The organism is Streptomyces sp. NPDC002403 (genome assembly GCF_053593015.1).
Genome location: NZ_JBSFBQ010000038.1, coordinates 60,668 through 78,671 on the forward strand (window position 1 = coordinate 60,668; position 18,004 = coordinate 78,671).

General features: G+C 71.6%; 17 protein-coding genes and 2 pseudogenes. 13 read left to right on the forward strand and 6 right to left on the reverse strand.

Going from position 1 to position 18,004, the window contains the following annotated elements:
• Position 1: 1 nt before the first annotated feature.
• Both ACWCPY_RS31310 and ACWCPY_RS31315 read right to left on the reverse strand, forming a co-directional pair.
• On the reverse strand, positions 2 to 1,246 hold the full coding sequence (locus tag ACWCPY_RS31310) for an aminotransferase class I/II-fold pyridoxal phosphate-dependent enzyme (RefSeq protein ID WP_451270613.1): 1,245 nt from the start codon (positions 1,244 to 1,246) through the stop codon (positions 2 to 4).
• Between the two features lie 114 nt (positions 1,247 to 1,360).
• Positions 1,361 to 2,212, reverse strand: a complete 852-nt coding sequence (locus tag ACWCPY_RS31315) for an SMP-30/gluconolactonase/LRE family protein (RefSeq protein ID WP_451270615.1) — start codon at positions 2,210 to 2,212, stop codon at positions 1,361 to 1,363.
• A gap of 342 nt (positions 2,213 to 2,554) precedes the next feature.
• Between ACWCPY_RS31315 and ACWCPY_RS31320 the strand changes: the two genes are divergently transcribed.
• The 3 genes from ACWCPY_RS31320 (at position 2,555) to ACWCPY_RS31330 (ending at position 5,566) form a co-directional block, all read left to right on the forward strand.
• Positions 2,555 to 4,072, forward strand: coding sequence for a phosphatase PAP2 family protein (locus ACWCPY_RS31320; protein ID WP_451270617.1), 1,518 nt, complete (start codon positions 2,555 to 2,557; stop codon positions 4,070 to 4,072).
• A 262-nt stretch (positions 4,073 to 4,334) separates the two neighbouring features.
• Positions 4,335 to 5,144 (forward strand): class I SAM-dependent methyltransferase, encoded by an 810-nt coding sequence (locus tag ACWCPY_RS31325; protein ID WP_451270621.1) that lies wholly within the window; start codon positions 4,335 to 4,337, stop codon positions 5,142 to 5,144.
• Between the two features lie 62 nt (positions 5,145 to 5,206).
• Positions 5,207 to 5,566, forward strand: coding sequence for a VOC family protein (locus ACWCPY_RS31330; RefSeq protein ID WP_451270623.1), 360 nt, complete (start codon positions 5,207 to 5,209; stop codon positions 5,564 to 5,566).
• A gap of 66 nt (positions 5,567 to 5,632) precedes the next feature.
• Here the strand turns inward: ACWCPY_RS31330 and ACWCPY_RS31335 are convergent, their stop codons facing one another.
• Positions 5,633 to 7,603, reverse strand: a complete 1,971-nt coding sequence (locus ACWCPY_RS31335; protein WP_451270625.1) for a DUF5107 domain-containing protein — start codon at positions 7,601 to 7,603, stop codon at positions 5,633 to 5,635.
• A 230-nt stretch (positions 7,604 to 7,833) separates the two neighbouring features.
• On the opposite strand from ACWCPY_RS31335, the gene ACWCPY_RS31340 reads away from it, so the two are divergent.
• The 10 genes and pseudogenes from ACWCPY_RS31340 to ACWCPY_RS31385 all read left to right on the forward strand — a co-directional run bounded on the left by ACWCPY_RS31340 (position 7,834) and on the right by ACWCPY_RS31385 (position 16,229).
• On the forward strand, positions 7,834 to 8,187 hold the full coding sequence (locus tag ACWCPY_RS31340; RefSeq protein WP_451270627.1) for a DUF6204 family protein: 354 nt from the start codon (positions 7,834 to 7,836) through the stop codon (positions 8,185 to 8,187).
• Positions 8,188 to 8,247: 60 nt separating this feature from the next.
• The gene (locus ACWCPY_RS31345) at positions 8,248 to 8,955 is read left to right on the forward strand and encodes a carbon-nitrogen hydrolase family protein (protein WP_451270629.1); all 708 of its coding nucleotides are present in this window, start codon (positions 8,248 to 8,250) and stop codon (positions 8,953 to 8,955) included.
• Between the two features lie 681 nt (positions 8,956 to 9,636).
• Positions 9,637 to 10,485, forward strand: a complete 849-nt coding sequence (locus ACWCPY_RS31350; RefSeq protein WP_451270631.1) for an alpha/beta fold hydrolase — start codon at positions 9,637 to 9,639, stop codon at positions 10,483 to 10,485.
• Positions 10,486 to 10,959: 474 nt separating this feature from the next.
• Complete coding sequence (locus tag ACWCPY_RS31355) at positions 10,960 to 11,142, forward strand: hypothetical protein (protein WP_451270633.1); 183 nt, start codon at positions 10,960 to 10,962, stop codon at positions 11,140 to 11,142.
• Positions 11,127 to 11,271, forward strand: a pseudogene (locus tag ACWCPY_RS31360) (IS701 family transposase); the annotation flags it as partial. The gene ACWCPY_RS31355 and the pseudogene ACWCPY_RS31360, both read left to right, overlap by 16 nt.
• A 381-nt stretch (positions 11,272 to 11,652) precedes the next feature.
• The gene (locus ACWCPY_RS31365; RefSeq protein WP_451270635.1) at positions 11,653 to 12,030 is read left to right on the forward strand and encodes an RNHCP domain-containing protein; all 378 of its coding nucleotides are present in this window, start codon (positions 11,653 to 11,655) and stop codon (positions 12,028 to 12,030) included.
• Between the two features lie 21 nt (positions 12,031 to 12,051).
• The gene (locus ACWCPY_RS31370) at positions 12,052 to 12,486 is read left to right on the forward strand and encodes an RNHCP domain-containing protein (RefSeq protein WP_451270637.1); all 435 of its coding nucleotides are present in this window, start codon (positions 12,052 to 12,054) and stop codon (positions 12,484 to 12,486) included.
• Between the two features lie 196 nt (positions 12,487 to 12,682).
• On the forward strand, positions 12,683 to 13,195 hold the full coding sequence (locus ACWCPY_RS31375; protein ID WP_451270639.1) for an FBP domain-containing protein: 513 nt from the start codon (positions 12,683 to 12,685) through the stop codon (positions 13,193 to 13,195).
• A gap of 491 nt (positions 13,196 to 13,686) precedes the next feature.
• Positions 13,687 to 14,103 carry a hypothetical protein gene (locus ACWCPY_RS31380; RefSeq protein ID WP_451270641.1) on the forward strand — a complete coding sequence of 139 codons (417 nt, stop codon included), beginning with the start codon at positions 13,687 to 13,689 and terminating at the stop codon, positions 14,101 to 14,103.
• Positions 14,104 to 14,348: 245 nt separating this feature from the next.
• Positions 14,349 to 16,229 (forward strand): APC family permease, encoded by a 1,881-nt coding sequence (locus ACWCPY_RS31385; protein WP_451270643.1) that lies wholly within the window; start codon positions 14,349 to 14,351, stop codon positions 16,227 to 16,229.
• A gap of 370 nt (positions 16,230 to 16,599) precedes the next feature.
• Here the strand turns inward: ACWCPY_RS31385 and ACWCPY_RS31390 are convergent, their stop codons facing one another.
• The 3 genes and pseudogenes from ACWCPY_RS31390 to ACWCPY_RS31400 all read right to left on the reverse strand — a co-directional run.
• The gene (locus ACWCPY_RS31390; RefSeq protein ID WP_451270645.1) at positions 16,600 to 16,773 is read right to left on the reverse strand and encodes a hypothetical protein; all 174 of its coding nucleotides are present in this window, start codon (positions 16,771 to 16,773) and stop codon (positions 16,600 to 16,602) included.
• A gap of 241 nt (positions 16,774 to 17,014) precedes the next feature.
• Positions 17,015 to 17,632, reverse strand: coding sequence for a potassium-transporting ATPase subunit KdpC (gene kdpC, locus ACWCPY_RS31395; protein WP_451270647.1), 618 nt, complete (start codon positions 17,630 to 17,632; stop codon positions 17,015 to 17,017).
• Between the two features lie 35 nt (positions 17,633 to 17,667).
• A pseudogene (locus ACWCPY_RS31400) lies at positions 17,668 to 18,004 on the reverse strand (potassium-transporting ATPase subunit B); the annotation flags it as partial.

Below are 18,004 nucleotides of genomic sequence, written 5' to 3' on the forward strand. Positions count from 1 at the left end.
CTCATCGGAGTTCGTCGAGTGCCGTTCCGAAAATGCTCAGCGCTTCGGCCACATGCGGCAATTCCAGGGGCTCCACAGCGGTGAGGGACTCCAGTTGCTGCTCGGGGGTCGAGCCGAGCAGCGTCCCGGTGCCCAGCCGTACCCGCAGCGCCCCCAGTTCGTCGCCGAACCGGTGCCCGCCCGGCGTCGGGGCGCCCAGACGTTCCGTCAGGTACTCCTCCAGCTCCAGCGAGTCCGTGACGCCCCGGCTCGCCAGCCGGGATCTGAGCGGGCCGAGATCGGCGTAGAGGTGGCGGCCCGCCTGCGGGGGCCTGGCCAGCGCGCCCGACGCCAGGACCGCGCGGTGGGCCGCGGCGGCGACCCGCGCCTGGAGCGCGGCGGCCCGTCGGACCCGCTCCGTCACGGCGTCCGGTTCGCGCAGCGCGTGGGCGGCGGCCCGGGCGACGGGCCCCGCGACGAGTGCCCCGAGCGCGGTGAGGATGTCGAGCGTACGGGCGTGACGCGCCGCCGCCCGTGCGGTGTCCGGGAACCGGGCGACCGCGACCGGCCAGGCGGACGGGGTCAGCGCCCCGGCGAGATCGCAGACGACCGTGACATCGTCGGGGCACATCTCGGCCGGGCTGAGCAGGACCGTGTCGTGCGGCCGGTGCAGGGTGTCGCGCCAGGTCTCGTCGCTGATGACGTGCAGCCCCTCGGCGACCGCCGCCTCGCAGGCCTCGCGCACCAGCTCCGGCGGGGCGACGGTGGCGGTCGGGTCGTCGACGACGGAGATCAGCAGCAGCCGGGGCCTGCCGCCCTCGGCGCGCACCCTTCGCACGGTCTCCAGGAGCGCGTACGGATCGGGGACACCACCGCACTCGGCCGGGGTCGGCACATGGTAGGCGGGTCTGCCGAGCAGCCGGGCCTGCGGGATCCAGGTGGCGGTGCAGGGGCGCGGCATGAGCACGTCGCCGCCGTGCGCGGCGATCAGTGCGAGCAGCAGCGGCGAGGCGCCCGGGGCCGCGGCGACGTGCTCCGGGCCTCCGTGCAGTCCGCGCCGCTCCCAGTAGGCGGTCGCGGCCTCGCGCAGGGTGTCGCCACCACCGGTCGGTTCGGGTTCGCCGCGGCCCGCGGCCGAGGCGAGCACCTCGGCCAGCTCGGGCAGCACGGGCAGACCGGCGTCGGGGGCGGGCGGCCCGTACCGGACGGGGCCCCGGTCCTCACGTACGGAGCCCCGTCCGGTCCGCTCGGTCCGCTGCCGCGCCATCCGGGCCTCCTTCGCCGCCGCCCCGTCACCCTGTCGCACCGTTTCGCACTCAGGGCCCTTTATACGAGGGTTCGGCCGACCGCGCCCGCCGACGGGGCGACGGGTGAGGCGGGGTCAGCCCGCGAAGGCCGCCTGGGGCATTCCACGCCCCGCGTCCGGCAGCACCAGCAGCGAACCGGAGAGCGGGTGCGGGGCGGCGAGCCCGGTCCGGGCCGACGAGATGTAGAGGTCGCGCAGGCCGGCCCCGCCGAAGGCGCAGGCGGTCGGGCGCCGCACCGGCAGCGCGACGATCCGGTCCAGGGCTCCGTCGGACGTGTACCGGCGCACCGCCGCGCCGTCCCACAGGGCGACCCAGACGGCCCCCTCGGCATCGACCGTCAGCCCGTCGGGGAATCCCGCCCCCTCCTCCACGGTGGCGAACGGGCGCCGGTTCACGGCGTGCTCGCCGTCGGAGTCGAAGACATCGATACGGCGCGTGGGCGTGTCGATGAAGTACATCAGCCGCCGGTCCGGGCTCCACCCGATGCCGTTGGCGCACGCCGCGACGGGCAGCACCGGGGTCACCGCCCCGTCGGCCGCGATGCGGTCGAGACCGCCTCCGTCCGCCGCGCCGTCGTAGCGCATGGTGCCCGCCCACAGCGCCCCGTCCGGCGCGACCGCCGCGTCGTTGCCGCGCCGTCCGGGCACCGGGTCGTGGACGAGCCAGCGGAAGGCGCCGTCGGGGTCGTACAGGCCGATGCCGTCGCGCAGATTGACCACGAGCCCGCCACCGGCGCGCGGCTTGGCCGCACCGACGTGCTGTTCGGTCGCCATCACCGTGCGGCGACCGCTCACCGGATCGTAGGTGTGCACCCGCGCGGAGACGATGTCGACCCAGATCAGCCGGCCGGCGGCCGGGTCCCAGGTGGGGCCCTCGCCGAGTTCGGCCTGTTCGGGTACGGCCACGTCCAGGCCTGTGCCGCTCAATGTCTTGCCCCTCGTGGTGTCCGAGCCGGCCGGAGAGCCCATCGGCACCCTCGGCCGCGAGGTCCACCGGCTCCCTCTCGTGTTCCTCGGTCCGGCGGATCACCGGAATCGCGGACTCAGCCTAGACATGTGGCCATGACATCGGCACAGCGGCCGTGCGATGCCGGGGGCCCGGAGGGGGTGGTCGGGACCGTCGGCCGAGCGACCCGGTCCGCCGGCCGACATCAGCGAGGACGTCGACGGGCGGCGCACGGACCGATCTGCGCGAGCTCCCGCGCGTTCGGTCCGACCGCGCGGCGCGCCTCCTGGTTCGGCGCGGCCGGGCGGGGTAGGCGCTGTCCCATGTCTGCACCGTTCTCGGCCTCGCGTATCCCGTTCACCGTCCCGTCGTCCACCGCGCTCCGCGATGTGCTGCACCGCCGCGATCTCGCCGTGTTCCGGGGCCTGGCCCACCGGAACTGGCCGGGCGCCGGGCCGGTACTGCCACGACTGAGCCGCAGCGCCGATCACGGACTCCTGTGGCTGGGCGCCGCGGCCGGGCTGGCGGCGCTGGGCGGCAGTGCGCGGGCACGGCGGGCCGCCCTGCGCGGGATCGCCTCGCTGGGCGTGGCTTCGGCCGTGACCAACGTCCTCGGCAAGAGCGCGGTACGCAGACAGCGCCCGCTGCTGGACGCCGTGCCGGTGGTGCGGCGGCTCGGGCGTCAGCCGTTCACCACGTCCTTCCCCTCCGGGCACGCCGCGTCGGCCGCTGCGTTCGCCACGGGCGTCGCCCTCGAGTCGAAGGGCTGGGGAGCCGTCGTGGCGCCGCTCGCCCTGTCCGTCGCCGCATCCCGCGTCTATACCGGAGTCCACTATCCGGGTGATGTGCTGGCCGGTGCGGTGCTCGGTGTGGGCGCCGCGCTGGCACTGCGCGGTGTCGTGCCGACCCGTGGACAGTTGCCGGCACCCGGCCGCCCTCCGGCTCACGCGCCCGCGCTGCCGACCGGCACGGACCTGGTGGTCGTGGTCAACCAGGAGTCGGGCACCGCGACGGCGACGGCCTCGCTGGTGCGGAGTGCGCTGCCGGATGCCGAGGTGGTGGAGTGCGCCCCCGACGAGCTCTCCGCCGAACTGGAGAAGGCGGCGGGCCGGGGCAGGGCCCTGGGGGTGTGCGGCGGGGACGGCACGGTCAACCGGGCCGCGGCCGTCGCCGCCGTGCACGGCGTGCCGCTGGCGGTGTTTCCGGGCGGGACACTGAATCACTTCGCCTACGATCTGGGCATCGAGACCGTGGACGACACCTGTACGGCGCTGCTCGCCGGCGATGCGGTCCGGGTCGACCTCGGCCGCTTCCGGCCCGGTCCCGAGGGGCCCGGCGGCGCCCACGGCTACTTCCTCAACGCCTTCAGCATGGGCGTCTATCCCGAATTGGTACGGGCCCGTGAGCGCTGGGCCCCCAAGGTCGGAGGCTGGCCGGCGGGCGTGCTCGCGGCCTGGAAGGTGCTGCGCGGGGATCGTCCGCTGGAGGCGGAGCTGGAGGGGCGGCGCCGCCCACTGTGGCTGCTGTTCGTGGGCAATGGGATGTTCCAGCGCGTGGGTCCGGCGCCGGGCCGGCGGCACAACCTCGCGGACGGCCTGCTGGATGTCCGGGTGGTGCACGGCGGCCGTGCGCCGGGGCTGCGCCTGCTCGCCGCGGCCGTGGCGGGTCCGCTCACCCGCTCCCCCGTCCACGCGGCACAACGGCGCCACCGGGTGCGGATCACCGGCCTGGCACCCGGCACTCCCTACGCGTTCGACGGCGAGGTCGCCTACGGCCAGGGCGAGTTGCTGATCGACAAGCTTCCGGAGGCGCTGACGGTGTACTGCCCCATGCCGGTGTGACGAAGCGCCCGGGGATCAGCCACGCCCGGACGAGCGGAGCGAACCAGGGGCGGCCGACGCCGAGTCGGCCGCCCTTCCGCATGCCGATCGACCGGGCCGCCCTTCCGCGCACCGGCCACCGGCCACCGGCCGCCGATCACTGTCGTCCACATGGCAAGACGCATATCTCAACATTCGACATGGGTGCGTACGGTGTCACTGACGATCACCCCTTCGCGCGGCCCGCGTTCGGGCTGCGCGCCCCGAGGAAGGATCCACGGCCATGCCGAAGGAGACCGCCGTCTACACCCACGGCCACCACGAGTCGGTGCTGCGCTCGCACCGCTGGCGCACCGCGGCCAACTCCGCGGCCTATCTGATCGACGAACTCCGCCCCGGCCTGACCGTTCTGGACGTCGGCTGCGGGCCGGGCACCATCACCGCGGATCTGGCCGCTCTGGTCGCTCCCGGCCGGGTGACCGCCGTCGACACCACCGAGGAGATCCTGTCCCGGGCCGCCGGGGTCGCGGCCGAACGCGGTCTGGACAACGTCGAGTTCGCCGTCGCCGATGTGCACGCGCTGGACTTTCCCGACGACTCCTTCGACGTCGTCCACGCCCACCAGGTGCTCCAGCACGTGGGCGACCCGGTGCAGGCGCTGCGCGAGATGCGGCGCGTCTGCCGCCCCGGCGGTGTCGTCGCGGCCCGCGACAGCGACTACGCGGCGATGGCCTGGTACCCGCAGGTTCCCGGCCTGGACGACTGGCTGGACCTGTACCGCCGGGTCGCCCGCGCCAACGGCGGCGAGCCGGACGCGGGCCGCCGGCTGCTCTCCTGGGCCCGCCGGGCCGGCTTCACCGACATCACCCCGACCGCCGCCAACTGGTGTTTCGCCACCCCGGAGAGCAGGGCGTGGTGGGGCGGCATGTGGGCGGACCGCACGGTCGGCTCGGCGTACGCCGAGATGGCCGTCACCGGCGGCCGTGCGAGCGGCGAGGAACTGGCGGAGATCGCAGCCGCCTGGCGCGACTGGGCCGCGCGGGACGACGCCTGGTTCATGGTCCCCCACGGCGAGGTGCTCTGCCGGGCCTGAGCGCGCCGCCCCTCCCCCCGAACCGATCACACGCCGATGCGCCGCCAACTACCCTTGCGTACATGGATATTCTGGGAACCACGCTCCGCATCTGCGTCGACGACCTGGAGGCCGCGGTGGCCTTCTACGAGGACCTCACGGGCAGTTCCGCGCTCCGTTTCGAGCGCGGCGGGGTCTCGGTCGCCGCGATCAGTTGCTTCCTGCTGATGAGCGGCCCGGAGTCGGAGCTGGAGATCCTGCGCAAGGTGACGGCGACGATCGCGGTCAAGGACGTCGACGACGCGCATGCCGCCCTCACCCGCGTCGGTGCCCGGATCCTGGCGGGCCCGGTGCCGACGCCGGTCGGCCGCAATCTGATCGCCGTGCACCCGGACGGCTCGGTCTTCGAGTACGTCGACCGGAGCCTGCCGTCCGGCCCGTGAGGGCCGGAGCGGCGGGCGAGGGCCCGTCCGGCGGATCAGGGCCGGGAGGACATCGGCGTGGGCCCATCAACTCCTGGGGCGCATGCGGTAGTTGTACCTGTCGGGCAGCGGCTCGTCCGTGAGCCGGGCCCATACCTCGTCCAGGATCTCCGCACCCTCGCGCAGGTCCGCGACCTCGAAGCCCTCGTCGAAGACGGCCCGGGCGCCGGCCCGGTCGCCCTCGGCGATCAGCAGTCGGGCCTCCAGGAGGCGGAAGCGGCCTCGCTGCCGGACCGCCGGAGGCAGGGCGGCCCATACGGCGCGGACCGCCGCGGGGCGCCCGGCCGTCAGCAGCGCCTCCATCGCCTCCCGGCCCAGCGCGGCCGTGGCCGCCGTCCATGCCTCGCCGTCGTCGCGGCGTTCCGCGCACAGGTCCTCGAAGGCCTCGGCGTAGAGGTCTGCGGCCCGGTCCCGCTGACTGCCCTCCTCGGCGGCGACGGCGAGACAGCGCAGCAGCGGCCAGCGGGACGGGGCGGGCCCCAGTCCACGCTCCCAGCTGCGGACCGCCTGGGCGCGGTCACCGGCATGCCACTGGGCGACGCCGAGGTGGTACTCGGTGAGGGGTTCGGCGGAAGCCGTCTCCAGCATGTCGCGCCAGTGCGGAGAGACCAGTGAGGGGCCGGGCGGGGCGGCCCGGAGCGGTTCGGGGAAGGTGCCCTGGTCGAGCAACTCCAGCCAGGGCCGCTGCTGTTCACCGAGGGTGGAGTCGGCGAACGGGGTACCGGGAAGCTCGTACTTGCCCCGCCGGACCTCCAGCGCGCCCCAGCCCGAGCCGGTGGCGAGCGACTCACCGGGTTCGGTGTCGGCGCAGGGCCGCCACGCGGCGTAGGCGGCCTCGACCTCGGTGCGCGGCAGCGCCTCGGCGAGCCGTTGCTCGGCCTCGGCCCGGGCCGCCGCCCAGTCCTCGCCGTGCACGGCGAGGGGGTCGGCGGACAGCGGTCCGTACGACTCCAGCCAGCTGAACTCGGCACCCGGTTCGAGGGGGACGTGCTCCAGCTGGGTGCGGGCGAGTCCGGCCTGGATCTCGGCGTACCCGACGGTGCCGGGCTCGGTGAGCCACTCCTGCCAGCGCCGCCCGCCCGCGCCCCCGCCCCAGAGGAACAGCTTGCGGCCGCGCAGCAGATCGGTCGAGGTCTGGACGAGCCCGTGGCCGTCCCCGTCGAGCGAGGCTATCCAGCGGCGGGCTCCGTCGGGCACCTCGTAGAAGTAGTCGGCGGGGTAGTCGCCGTGCAGCGGGTACGTACGGTCGACGGAGCCGGACACGGGGACCGGGACCCGGGTCAGGGTCCGTTCGTACCCGAAGTGCCAGGCCTCGTCCGCGGGGGCCAGGACGCGGGTGCGTTCGCCCTCGGGCACTGCGATGTTGGACCACCAGTACACGGGCGCGGTGTGCTCGTGCGGGTTGCGGATCCGCACGCCGACGTGCAGGAAGTCGGAGTCCTCGGGCAGCCACAGGTCGACCTGGAACGGCAGGTCGCGCAGCCGCTCCCACTCCCACAGACGGACCATCTCGCCCCCGTCGGGCGCGGGAACGCGGGCCGCGTGGAGCGGGGCGCAGGACAGTGTGGTGTGGCCGGTGGCGCCGATGTTCCACTCGATGCCGCCGGAGAACCAGGCCCCGTTGAGCGCGAAGTCGGCGGGTTGCAGAACGGGGTTGTGGTAGAGGAGTTCGCGGCCGGTCGGTTTGTGGTGGAGGGAGTGGATGCGGCCGCCGAGCCCGGGCAGGACGGTGGCCCGCAGCCGGTCGTTCTCGATGACGATCGCGTCGAGTCCGGCGGGGGTGCGCTCGCGCCCGTAGCCGTCGAGGACGCGCACCGGCAGCACGGTGGTCAGTGGCCGGTAGCCGATCTGGCGTGCCATGTCACGCGGCAGTGCGGCCCGGTCGCGTTCCTCGATCACATGCATCTCGTCGAGCGGCCGCAGCGCGGGCAGCGGATTCTCCGGGCCCAGCGGCGCGGCGGGCAGAGTCAGTACGGCACGTCGTACGGTCGTGGCCAAAACAACCTCACTCCCTCGCACGGGCCGCCGCAGGTCCGGGCGTCCCCGATGACCATGGAACACGCTGGACAACGCCCGGGCCAGGGCCGTCGCCGTCAGACTTCGGCAAAGACCACGAAGGCGCCGAAAAATCCGGGTGCGCCGGGTCCGCACCGCCGTAGCCTTGGCCCCGGAATTTCACGAGTGGTGTCCGATGCGGCACGCACGGACGGAACACGGAGCGGAACACGATGAGCACGCAGCACACCTACCGAGTGATCGTGCGCGGCACCTGGGACGGTCTGACAGATGGCGCCCGCGCCCGGCTGCTGTCCGAGGTGGACGCGCACGGCCTGAGCGCGATGGAGTTCACCGAGGAGGGCTCGCTCGCGTACGACCGTGTGCTCAAGCACTTCAGCTTCCGATACGTGGTCGTCTCCGACGCCGACGATGGCGAGGAGATGGCGGGTGCGATCGCCGAGGACCGCGCGGAGACCTATCTGGGCGAGCGGGGATACGGCCATGGCGCACTGCGGTCCACGGTGACGGACATGGACACGATGAAGATCAACTACAAGGGGCGGCGGACGTCAGGGCAAGCCTGACTCCTCGATCGTGTGGCGGCCGGCGGCCCCGGGCGGTGGCGGCCTGGCATCCTGGGTTCCATGAAGATCGCGGCCGCCCAGTTCACCTGTGTTCCTGCCGACGTGTCTGCGAACGTGGAGCACATGGCTGCTCTGATCGCCGAGGCACGTGGGCAGGGCGCCGAGGTCGTGGTGTTTCCCGAGCTGGCGCTGACCGGGTACGAGCTCGAAGCCGTACGCGCCCGTCGTGATCTTTGGATGCAGGCGGACGACGTGCGGCTGGACGCGATCCGGGCGGGTGGTGTCGCCAGCGTCGTCAACTGTGCTGTGATGACCGACGAGGAGCGGCCTGCCATCGGGACGCTGGTCTTCGGGGCCGACGGCGAACTGATCACTACGTATCGCAAACAGTATCTGTTCGAGCACGAGCAGGACGTATTCACAGCAGGGAAGCACGACGGGCGATTTGAGCTCGGAGGGCTTCGTTTCGCTCTGGCCACGTGCTTCGACAACCACTTCACCGAGTTGGTCTCCCGTGGCGCCGCCGATGGGTGTGACGTGCATCTGGCCGGCTCGCTGTATGGCACGGGCGGCGGCGTAAAAGAGCTGGCGACGGTGTATCCGGGCATCGCCAAGGACTTCGATCTGCATGTCGTCGTGGCCAACCATGTCGGTCCGGCGGGCGCATGGACTGGCTGTGGTCGCTCTGCGTTGTGGGCCCCGGGCGGAGTCCTTCTCGCAGAGGCCGATGCCGACAGGCCCATGGTGGTCACCGCCGAGTTCGGATAGGGCATGGCCTGGGTCAGCAGCGGAGCCGGATCAGAAGTGCGGCAACGGCGAGGCAAGTGCTCCGCGGAGTACGGAGTCGTTTGCACCGGTCCTGGGGCGAAGGACAGTACAGGCGATCGGCTGAGATGGGGCCGGGCTGGCAGGCTGCGCTTGTGGCCCTCGACATGCCTGGACGCCGGTTGGGCCGAAACCACCCCCGCGCAGACCAGGGAGGCTGCCGTTCTCCCGTGCTGGCGGCCTCGGAACCGGCCCCATCTCGCCGAAGTCTAGACGTGGGGTCTGACAGGGACCGCGCGAAGCAAGCTCAGGCTGCGTCGTCCCGCTCTCACTCGATCGCGGCAAGTCGGCTCTTGAGGCGGTGGCTTGGGCCGTTGACAGAGATGACTCCGCAGCGGTGGAGGCGGCGGTCGAGAGCCGAATCAAGCGAAGCGACACGTTGATTCTCCGCGAGCCCTTGGCGAACAACGGGTGGTAGCGCCGGGCCGGGAACAATTGGCCGGCGAGCACGGTGCAGGCGGGTATCCCGGCGACTTCGGCGTCCGGGATGAGTTCTCCGGTTTCCGGGTCGGGCACTCGATCGGGTACGTGGTCCGCTGCCATGCCTTGCCCGGAATGCTCCAGCCGTGGATCGGGGTCTACTCTCATGGGAGTTGATGTTCCTCGGCTTCGGGAGGATGACCCATGGCAGCCGTGCACGTGACCGTCTGGGACGACCGCGATCGGGTCGGAGGAGGCCGGGCCACGACAGCTTCGGGGGCCCCGGCGGCCACTGCTGCCCCCGCCCTCTTCATCCACAACATCTTCACTTGGGGCAGTGACTCCATGTACGGGTTTGCCGGGCAGCGGCCCCTCGCGGACAGCCGGCGGCTCCTCCTGGTGGATCGCCGGGGCTACGGCGACAGCCCGGACACCGCGCGCAGCGACTTCGACGTCGACGCCGAGGACATCGTGGAGGTTCTCGGCGACGGGGCCTCCTCCGTAGGACTCGGCGGCGCCCACCTCGTGGCGCACGGGAACGGCGCCGTCGCCGCGCTCATCGCCGCCGCGCGCCGACCCGACCTCGTCCGCTCCCTTGCCCTCATCCAGCCCTCCGCCTTCACCGCCGCCGCGCACCATCCAGTCGTCGCCGACCTCCTCGACCGGGTGCGCGACGGTGCCCCGGGCATCCCGGACGGCGTCACGCCGGAGCAGTATCTGCGTGCGTCCACCGAGGGGTTGGGGATGGCCGTGCCCGAGCCCACGTCGCGCCGGCTCCGTGCCGTTGCCACATCCATGAGGGAGCGGCCCATCTGGGAGGCGGAGATCCCGCTGGAGGTGGTCCGGGACGCCGCCCTGCCGATTCTGGTGATCTGCGGTACCTGGGAGCACGCGCCGGCCATGTACCGCGAGCACGTGGGGCTCCCCCTCATGGCCGTGGCCGAGTCCCTCACGGACTCCCTCGGGGGCCGCCTCCTGCGGGTGCCCGGTTACTACCCGCACACCCAGGAGCCCGCCGCCGTCAACGCCGCCCTGCGGGAGTTCTGGGGCTGATCCGGTTCCGCACCGGCTGCCGGCGCCGCGCGGCCCACCCTTGCCCGGCGGTCCGTCTGATCAGGTGCAAACCGCACGTGGAGCACGGCCTGTCCGATGCCCGGACAGATCGCCTCGGTGAGAGCCCTCCTCCACTGGGGCGGTCTTTGCCGGGCCGCCCCACGAACGTGTGGCCGCGCTGCTTGTAGTGGCAACGGCAGGCGCGTGGCCGGTGGCTGCGACGCCGGTGGGACCACGCCACCGCGTGCGGCCAAGGGCGGTTACGTGATGCTGGGCGGGAACACCACGGGACAGAACCTCGGTGACAAGAACCCCGCGCCCCTCCCGCTGCCACGGCGGCGGACGAGCCCGCTCGTCTCCTGCGGGCCCCCGTCGGCCATCCGACCGGCGCGGCCTGCCAAGGCGGGGCGCGCACCGCACCACGCGCCGTCCGGCCGTGCACCCAGCACGTACCGCACCACAGGAGGGGACACCGTGGGCAAACAGCGCATCACCGTCTGCCTGCCGCCCGTCGGCCCCGACGGGCTGAAGCAGGCGATCGGGCAGGCCATGGCCCCCTTCTGGTACGACCGTGAGGACCGCCCCCACCCGGACTGGGTGGGCGAGTGGAGCTACTGGTTCGTCTCCGGGGCGGGCTGTGCGACACCGGCTTCGTGAAGAAGGGCACCACCTCCGCCGGGGTCCAGCACCAGTTTCCGGCACCGCAGGCCGTACCGAGGGTGGCCGGATCGGGTCTTCGCCGCCCACACCACCTTCCGCGGCCACACTCTGGTCGACCGCGAGCTCTGCCGATGAAGAAGCCCGGCTGGGGCACGAGACGCCGTCGCTGCTCACGGCAGTGACGCAGTGCCCGAAAATCGTTGGCACCCTCCTGGGAGCTGTTGTTACCGTTGCGGAGTTCTTTCGGTCTGCCTTGGGCTTCTTCGCCCTGGAAAAGAGTTTGATGTTCCGGCCCGCGCCGAGCGCGCCTCGCTGCACCGCCTAGCCGTCCGTTTCCTTGATACCGTCCCTCGCGGACGGTGACCGGACGTGATTTTTCCGGTGCACTGATCCAGCCCACACCCCGTGTCGGCATCCCTGCCGCTGCGTACGGGGTGGGCGTCTTCGTCGAGGCCGCTCGGCCTGCTCTTGCTGTCCTTACAGACTTCTCAGCAAGGAGCACCCCGGGTGTCCAGCACCAACAGATCTCGCTCAAGCACTCACGCCGGCCTGACCGGCACTTTCACCTGCGTCTGGTGCGGCCTGACCGTGTCCGACGCCGTCGGCGGCGGCACGCAGCGAAATCACTGCCCGTCGTGCCTGCACTCCCAGCACGTTCTCGACCACGTCGAGGGCGGCCGAAGCGACTGCCAGAGCCGAATGTCGCCGATCGCCGTCGCCGTGCTGCGCACCGGCGACTGGATGGTCATCCACCGTTGCGTGCGCTGCGACGAGCTGACCTCCAACCCCGTCCGAGCCGACGACAACCAGCTCGTCCTGATGCGCATGGCCGTGCGGCCACTGGCCCAACCTCCCTTCCCGCTCGAAGCCTTCGGCGACCTCTGAAGCGGAAGGAGACGACCGGCCATGCCGAGACGAGTGAACAACCCCCGCCGCCGTGCGCAGGCCGCACGGCGCCCGCAGCGCCACAAGGACGTCCTCCACAGCCGGCAAGGGCACCGCGGACACGATTTCCGGTGCGTGGGCTGCCGACTGGACGTGTCCCGGGACGCGCCCGGCACCACACACCGCAACCACTGCCCGAACTGCCTGGCCAGCCTGCACGTCGACCGCCGGATCCCCGGCGACCGGGCCGCGGGCTGCCGCGGCCGGATGGAAGCACTGAGCATGTCGGTCAGGCCCGACGGCGAATGGTTGATCATCCACCAGTGCCTGTCCTGCGGTGAGCTCAGCGCCAACCGCATCGCCGGCGACGACAACGCACTGACGCTGGTCCGTCTCGCGCTCAAACCACTGCGGGACATCAGCATCGCCGCCCAGCGCACGCTGCTCGCCCTGTGACCCGCGCATCTCGCGTTGTCGCATCACAAGACGCCGACGCCTGACGCGATCGATCCGTGCTGCGCCCGGCGGGCCGCGCTCACCCGCGACACACAGTGAGCAGGCGTGCCGACGCCTCGACGCACCGGATCACCCCAGACCTGACTCGACACACCTTGCACCCAGGTGCAAGCCGTAAGGAGTAGCCATGCGCCCCATGACCCGAGACGAGGTACGCGCCTCGATCGTGAACCTGGACCCGGCCGAGAAGAAGGTCCGGCTGCCGGCCTGGTTCGACGACGCCCCGTGGCACCGGATCGACTACCTCGGGTGGCGGGACATGCGCGCCCCGAAACGCGCCTACCTCGTCACCGAGGCCGACGACCAGGCGCTCGGAGTGCTGCTGCGGCAGGCACCGAACGACGCGGCACACGCATCGCGCGCGATGATGTGCGACCTGTGCCGCTTCGCCCGCCGGTTCCACGAGGTGTCACTGTTCACCGCACGACTCTCCTCACGCGACAAGCGCGAACGCCTGAACACACTGGGCCTGCTCCTGTGCACGGATCTCGACTGCGCGGTGAAGCTGCATTCCAAACCGGTCCGCCAGCCCTTCGATCCCCCGGTCGACGAGATCATCACCGCGCGCCGTGAAGGCATGCGTGCGCGCACGATCGCCTTCATCCGTTCGGTGTCCGACACCGAGCGAACCACGCGGCGCAAGAAGTGATGTGATCGAGAGACACCTCCGCAGACAGGTCCCCCACGGGGCGGCGGACCGGTTACGGTGCGCCGCCGCCAGGCACATCGATGCTGACGGATGACGTCCAGGGCCCACTGCCGCAGCAGAAGCCGTCCGCTGTCCCCGGGCAGCGGCACGTCGTGGATGCGCCGCGGCGTCGCGGTTGCTCCGTAGCCACACGGACACGACCGGCAGAGGGCCGAGTCGATACGTGCGCGCCCCGGCCGGCACAGAGCGGTTCACGGCTGTCGCTACCAGCCTCATCGACCACCGCCGACTCGCGGTTCCCCTGCGGCGACTGCATCAGGTCCGTTAGGCTCCGCCCGTGTCAGGACGCTTGCGAAATACTTCGGACGCCCTTCGCGGCGGTGGGCGGGCCACACGGTGACGAGCGGTGGAATATCCGAGGCCGAAGGTCCGGTGAATCGTCCGCCGGCTTTTTCGAGCAGCCGATCTGGACCGGGCTCGGGCTCCTGGTCGTGTGTGCCGGTCCCCTGATCCTGCTGGCCGGTATCGGCGGGTACGTCCCCGACGACGACAGGATGGGCGTCGTCGTGACCGGCCTCGTCTGGACCCCTCTCACCGTGGTCGTCCTGGTCCTGGCCATCGTCGGCACCGTGCGGGACCAGCGCGTATGGCGCGACCTGGACACGGCCGGCGTGCGCGTCACGGGCGAGGTCACGTCCGCACAGCGCGTGTGGTGCGGCGAGGACGAGCGCTGCACCAGGGTCCGGATGCTGGTCACCGTGCCGGGCCGGCCGCCGTTCACCACGAGCCACCTCGTCGCCGGGGAGGAGACCGTCGAAGTCGGGACGGGCATCCCGGTCGACGTGCACCCGACGCGCGACCTCTTCCGTCTGGTCACCGACCCGTCCACGGGTGGGGCGTCCCGGTAGTCCTCGCCCGCGCCGGACCACCGGCAGCGGCTGATCAGCCTGGACGCCGACCGGATCGACATCGGTCGCCGGTCCGTCACCACGGCCTGGCGACGGACCGGCAGCTTCCACGCCGTCCTGACCAGCGCCGTCAAGAACTCGGGAAGAGACCGGCACCTGGTGCCAAGAACGTGTCAGCGCCCGATCCGACCGGCCGGGAACAGGCGCATTCTGAGCGAACCCGTGTACGGAGGAGCTCCAACCCCATGTCCGTTCTCAGCTCAGAGTCCAGCGCAGCGCCGAGCGCGGAGGCACCCCCTGACGAAGGGGCCCGCCATAGGCTCACGACCGTTACGGGGCTGGCCGCCCTGTCACTCGACGCGATGGCTTCGGTGGCGTACGGGCCGGAGGCCATCGTCCTTGTCCTGGCGGCCGCGGGTGGATACGGGCTCGGTTTCACGCTCCCCGTCACCGTGGCGATCGCCCTGCTGCTGGCGGTACTCGTTGCCTCGTACCGGCAGGTCATCGCGGCGTTCCCGGACGGCGGAGGGAGTTACGCGGTCGCCAGGACGCATCTGGGCCGCCGCACCAGCCTGGTCGCCGCTGCGTCCCTGGTTCTGGACTACGTCCTGAACGTGGCCGTCGCCGTGACCGCGGGTGTGGCCGCGCTGACCTCCGCGTTCCCGGAGCTGTACGGCAATCGCCTGTGGCTGTGCCTCGCGGTGCTGATCGTGATCACCGCCGTGAATCTGCGTGGGATCGTGGACTCGGCGCGTGCGTTCATCGTGCCGACCACGGTGTTCGTCGGAGCGATCTTCGTTCTCATCGTGGTCGGCCTGTTCCGTGACGCCCCGCTGAGCACGGAAGCGGCCGCCGGTCATGCGTCCGTACTCGGCGCCGACGCCACCTCAGTCGGTGCGTTGCTCCTCCTCAAGGCCTTCGCCTCGGGCTGCTCGGCGCTCACCGGCGTCGAGGCCATTGCCAACGCCGTGCCGTCGTTCCGTGCCCCGGCCGCCCGCCGCGCACAGCGGGCCGAGGTGGCGCTCGGCGCACTTCTCGGCCTGATGCTGATCGGCCTGTCCGTGCTGATCTCCCGGTTCGGGTTGCAGCCGGTCGAAGGCGTGACCGTACTGGCGCAGCTCGCAGACGCGTCCTTCGGGCACAATCTCGCCTTCTACGTCGTGCAGTTCGCCACGATGGTGCTACTGGCCCTGTCCGCGAACACGTCGTTCGGCGGTCTGCCGGTGCTGCTCAAGCTGCTGGCCCGGGACAATTACCTGCCGCATGTCTTCGGGCTCAAGGCCGACCGGCAGGTCCACCGCCACGGGGTGCTCACGCTCGCGGCCGTGTCCGCCACGCTCCTGGTCTTCTCCGGGGGCGACACCAACACCCTCGTCCCGCTGTTCGCGATCGGCGTGTTCGTCGGCTTCACCATCGCCCAGACAGGCATGGTCATCCACTGGCGCGCCGTCCGCGGCAGCACGTGGGGAGGCAAGGCTCTGCTGAACGGTTTGGGCGCGCTCCTGACAGGCGTCAGCGCGATCGTCGTCACGGCCACCAAGTTCCACGACGGCGCCTGGCTGATCGTCATCACCCTGCCCCTGCTGGTGGCCGGCTTCGAGTCCGTCCACCGCGCCTACACCAGGATCGGCGAACGGTTGGGCGTCGGCCGCGTTCCGGAGCCCCCGCACCGCGACCGTTCGCTGATCGTGGTTCCGGTCTCGTCCCTCACCCGGCTCACCAGCGAGGCCCTCACCGCGGCCGCGTCCCTGGGCGACGAGGTCCACGCGGTGACGGTCTGCCACCCGGACCCCGAGGACCGCGAGCAGACCGAGGCGCTGGAACGGGACTGGGCGCTGTGGAATCCCGGTGTCCCCCTGGTGCGGATCACCTCCGACCGTCGCACGGTCGGCCGCCCGGTCGCCGCGTACGTACGGAAGACGGCGTCCGCCGATCCGGGCATCCGGATCACCGTGCTCATCCCCGAAGTCGAACCGGCCCATCTGTGGCAGCGGCTGCTGCAGAACCAGCGTGGTGCGGTGGTCGCCCACGCTGTCCGACACGAGACGAACGCGGTCATCTGCCGCCTGCGGTTCCGGCTCCTGGACGGCCCGGCCGAGCGGTCCACCGACCTCAGCCCGCGGTAGCCGTCTCGCATGAGCTCGGCTCCGAAGCTCCTGCAGACCGTCAAGTCGCCGGGGACGCCGATGGGTGCGCTGCTGAATGCGCTCCAAGAGGTACGGACGGATACGCGGTGCTCAGTCCGGCCCGCCTGGCCGCGCCGCACAGTCGGTCCGGCGCGGCCGGCGCGGCCGGCGCGGCCGGCGCGCTCAGTGGGCCACGAAGCTCAGGAATTCACCCGCCTCGAAACCCCGCAACGAAAGATAGCGGAACAGAACACAACACCCCTGCCCCGGCGCACCACAGCGCGTCCCACCGGCCCCTCGCCCACATCGCCGTCGTACCGCCCGGACCGCCGCCCGCGCGACCTGCACGGCAGGACGATGCGGTATGTGGTCAGGGCCGGTAGACGAGATCGATCAGCATGGCGATGATCAGCGCCCATACGCCGATGCCGAGGAGCCACTGGGCTTCGAGCACAGCGCCGACGGCGATGACGGTCAGACCGGCCGTACCGAGTGCGCGTACGTTCCGGCGCATCCTGCGGTCGGGGAACCAATCGGTGGTCACCGTTCAACAATCCTGTGGATCGCCTGTCATCGCGAGCAGCCCGGGGGATTTCTGTCGGCTTCTTGACGTCCGGTGGCGGATACGTAGCCAGGGGCGGGGTCTGCGCGTACCGTCCGCGTGCGTCCACGGCGTGCGGCGAGTCTCCGGGGTGCGGGAGGCGCCCGCCCTGTCGTCCTCCGTCGCGAACCGGAGGAGCGGGTGCAGTGGGACCGGTTCCTCGTGAGCCGCTCCCGCATTCCGGTCACGTCAGCCTGGACAGGTCGTGGTTGAGCTCGACGACATTGACGCGCTCCTGCCCCAGAAATCCCAGAACACGGCCCTGGACGTGTCGGGCGACCAGTGTCCTGACCTCGGTGGGGGCGAGGTGGCGGGCCTTCGCGACGCGGTCCACCTGTTCGTAGGCGTATGCCGGGGAGATCGCCGGGTCGAGTCCGGAGCCGCTGGCGGTGACGGCGTCCGCGGGGACGGACGCGGGCCGGACGCCGTCGAAGGCGGCGACGGCGGCGCGGCGGTCCTCGACGGTCCTGATCAGGTCGGTGTTGTTCGGGCCCAGGTTGGAGGCACCGGAGATCGTGGGGTCGTAGCCGCCGGCGGACGGGCGGGGCTGGAACCACTTGGGGTCGGGGCGCGGCGTCTCCGTCCCGTTCTTCGGCAGGGAGAAGTTCTGGCCGATGAGGCTGGAGGCCACCGGCGTGCCGTTCGTCGTCAGCAGGGAGCCGTTGGCCTGGTGGGAGAGACCGGCCTGGGAGATTCCGGTGACGAGCAGCGGATAGGCGATGCCGGTGATCACGGTGAAGACCAGCAGTATCCGCAGGGCGGTCAGATGGTGCTGGAGTACGGGGGGAAGGTGGGTGCGCACCCTGGGATCGCCTTCTTCTCTCGTCGGGCCGCCTGTCAGCGCAGTCCGGGGATGAACTGAATGCAGAGATCGAGCAGCTTGATGCCCACGAAGGGCAGTACCAGCCCGCCGAGCCCGTACATCCAGATGTTGCGGCTGAGCAGTGTCGCTGCGGAGGACGGCCGGTAGCGCACGCCGCGCAGCGCCAGCGGGATCAGGGCGATGATGATCAGCGCGTTGAAGACGATCGCCGAGGCGATCGCCGAGGTCGGGCTGTGCAGTCGCATGATGTTGAGCCTGTCCAGGCCGGGATGGACCACGGCGAACATCGCGGGGATGATCGCGAAGTACTTCGCGACGTCGTTGGCGATCGAGAAGGTGGTCAGGGCTCCG

Excerpts from the sequence above, each read along its gene's own strand:
- ACWCPY_RS31310 (WP_451270613.1), bottom strand. The coding sequence starts at position 1,246 with ATGGCGCGGCAGCGGACCGAGCGGACCGGACGGGGCTCCGTACGTGAG.
- ACWCPY_RS31320 (WP_451270617.1), top strand. The coding sequence starts at position 2,555 with ATGTCTGCACCGTTCTCGGCCTCGCGTATCCCGTTCACCGTCCCGTCG.
- ACWCPY_RS31325 (WP_451270621.1), top strand. The coding sequence starts at position 4,335 with ATGCCGAAGGAGACCGCCGTCTACACCCACGGCCACCACGAGTCGGTG.
- ACWCPY_RS31330 (WP_451270623.1), top strand. The coding sequence starts at position 5,207 with ATGGATATTCTGGGAACCACGCTCCGCATCTGCGTCGACGACCTGGAG.
- ACWCPY_RS31340 (WP_451270627.1), top strand. The coding sequence starts at position 7,834 with ATGAGCACGCAGCACACCTACCGAGTGATCGTGCGCGGCACCTGGGAC.
- ACWCPY_RS31345 (WP_451270629.1), top strand. The coding sequence starts at position 8,248 with ATGAAGATCGCGGCCGCCCAGTTCACCTGTGTTCCTGCCGACGTGTCT.
- ACWCPY_RS31350 (WP_451270631.1), top strand. The coding sequence starts at position 9,637 with ATGGCAGCCGTGCACGTGACCGTCTGGGACGACCGCGATCGGGTCGGA.
- ACWCPY_RS31370 (WP_451270637.1), top strand. The coding sequence starts at position 12,052 with ATGCCGAGACGAGTGAACAACCCCCGCCGCCGTGCGCAGGCCGCACGG.
- ACWCPY_RS31375 (WP_451270639.1), top strand. The coding sequence starts at position 12,683 with ATGACCCGAGACGAGGTACGCGCCTCGATCGTGAACCTGGACCCGGCC.
- ACWCPY_RS31385 (WP_451270643.1), top strand. The coding sequence starts at position 14,349 with ATGTCCGTTCTCAGCTCAGAGTCCAGCGCAGCGCCGAGCGCGGAGGCA.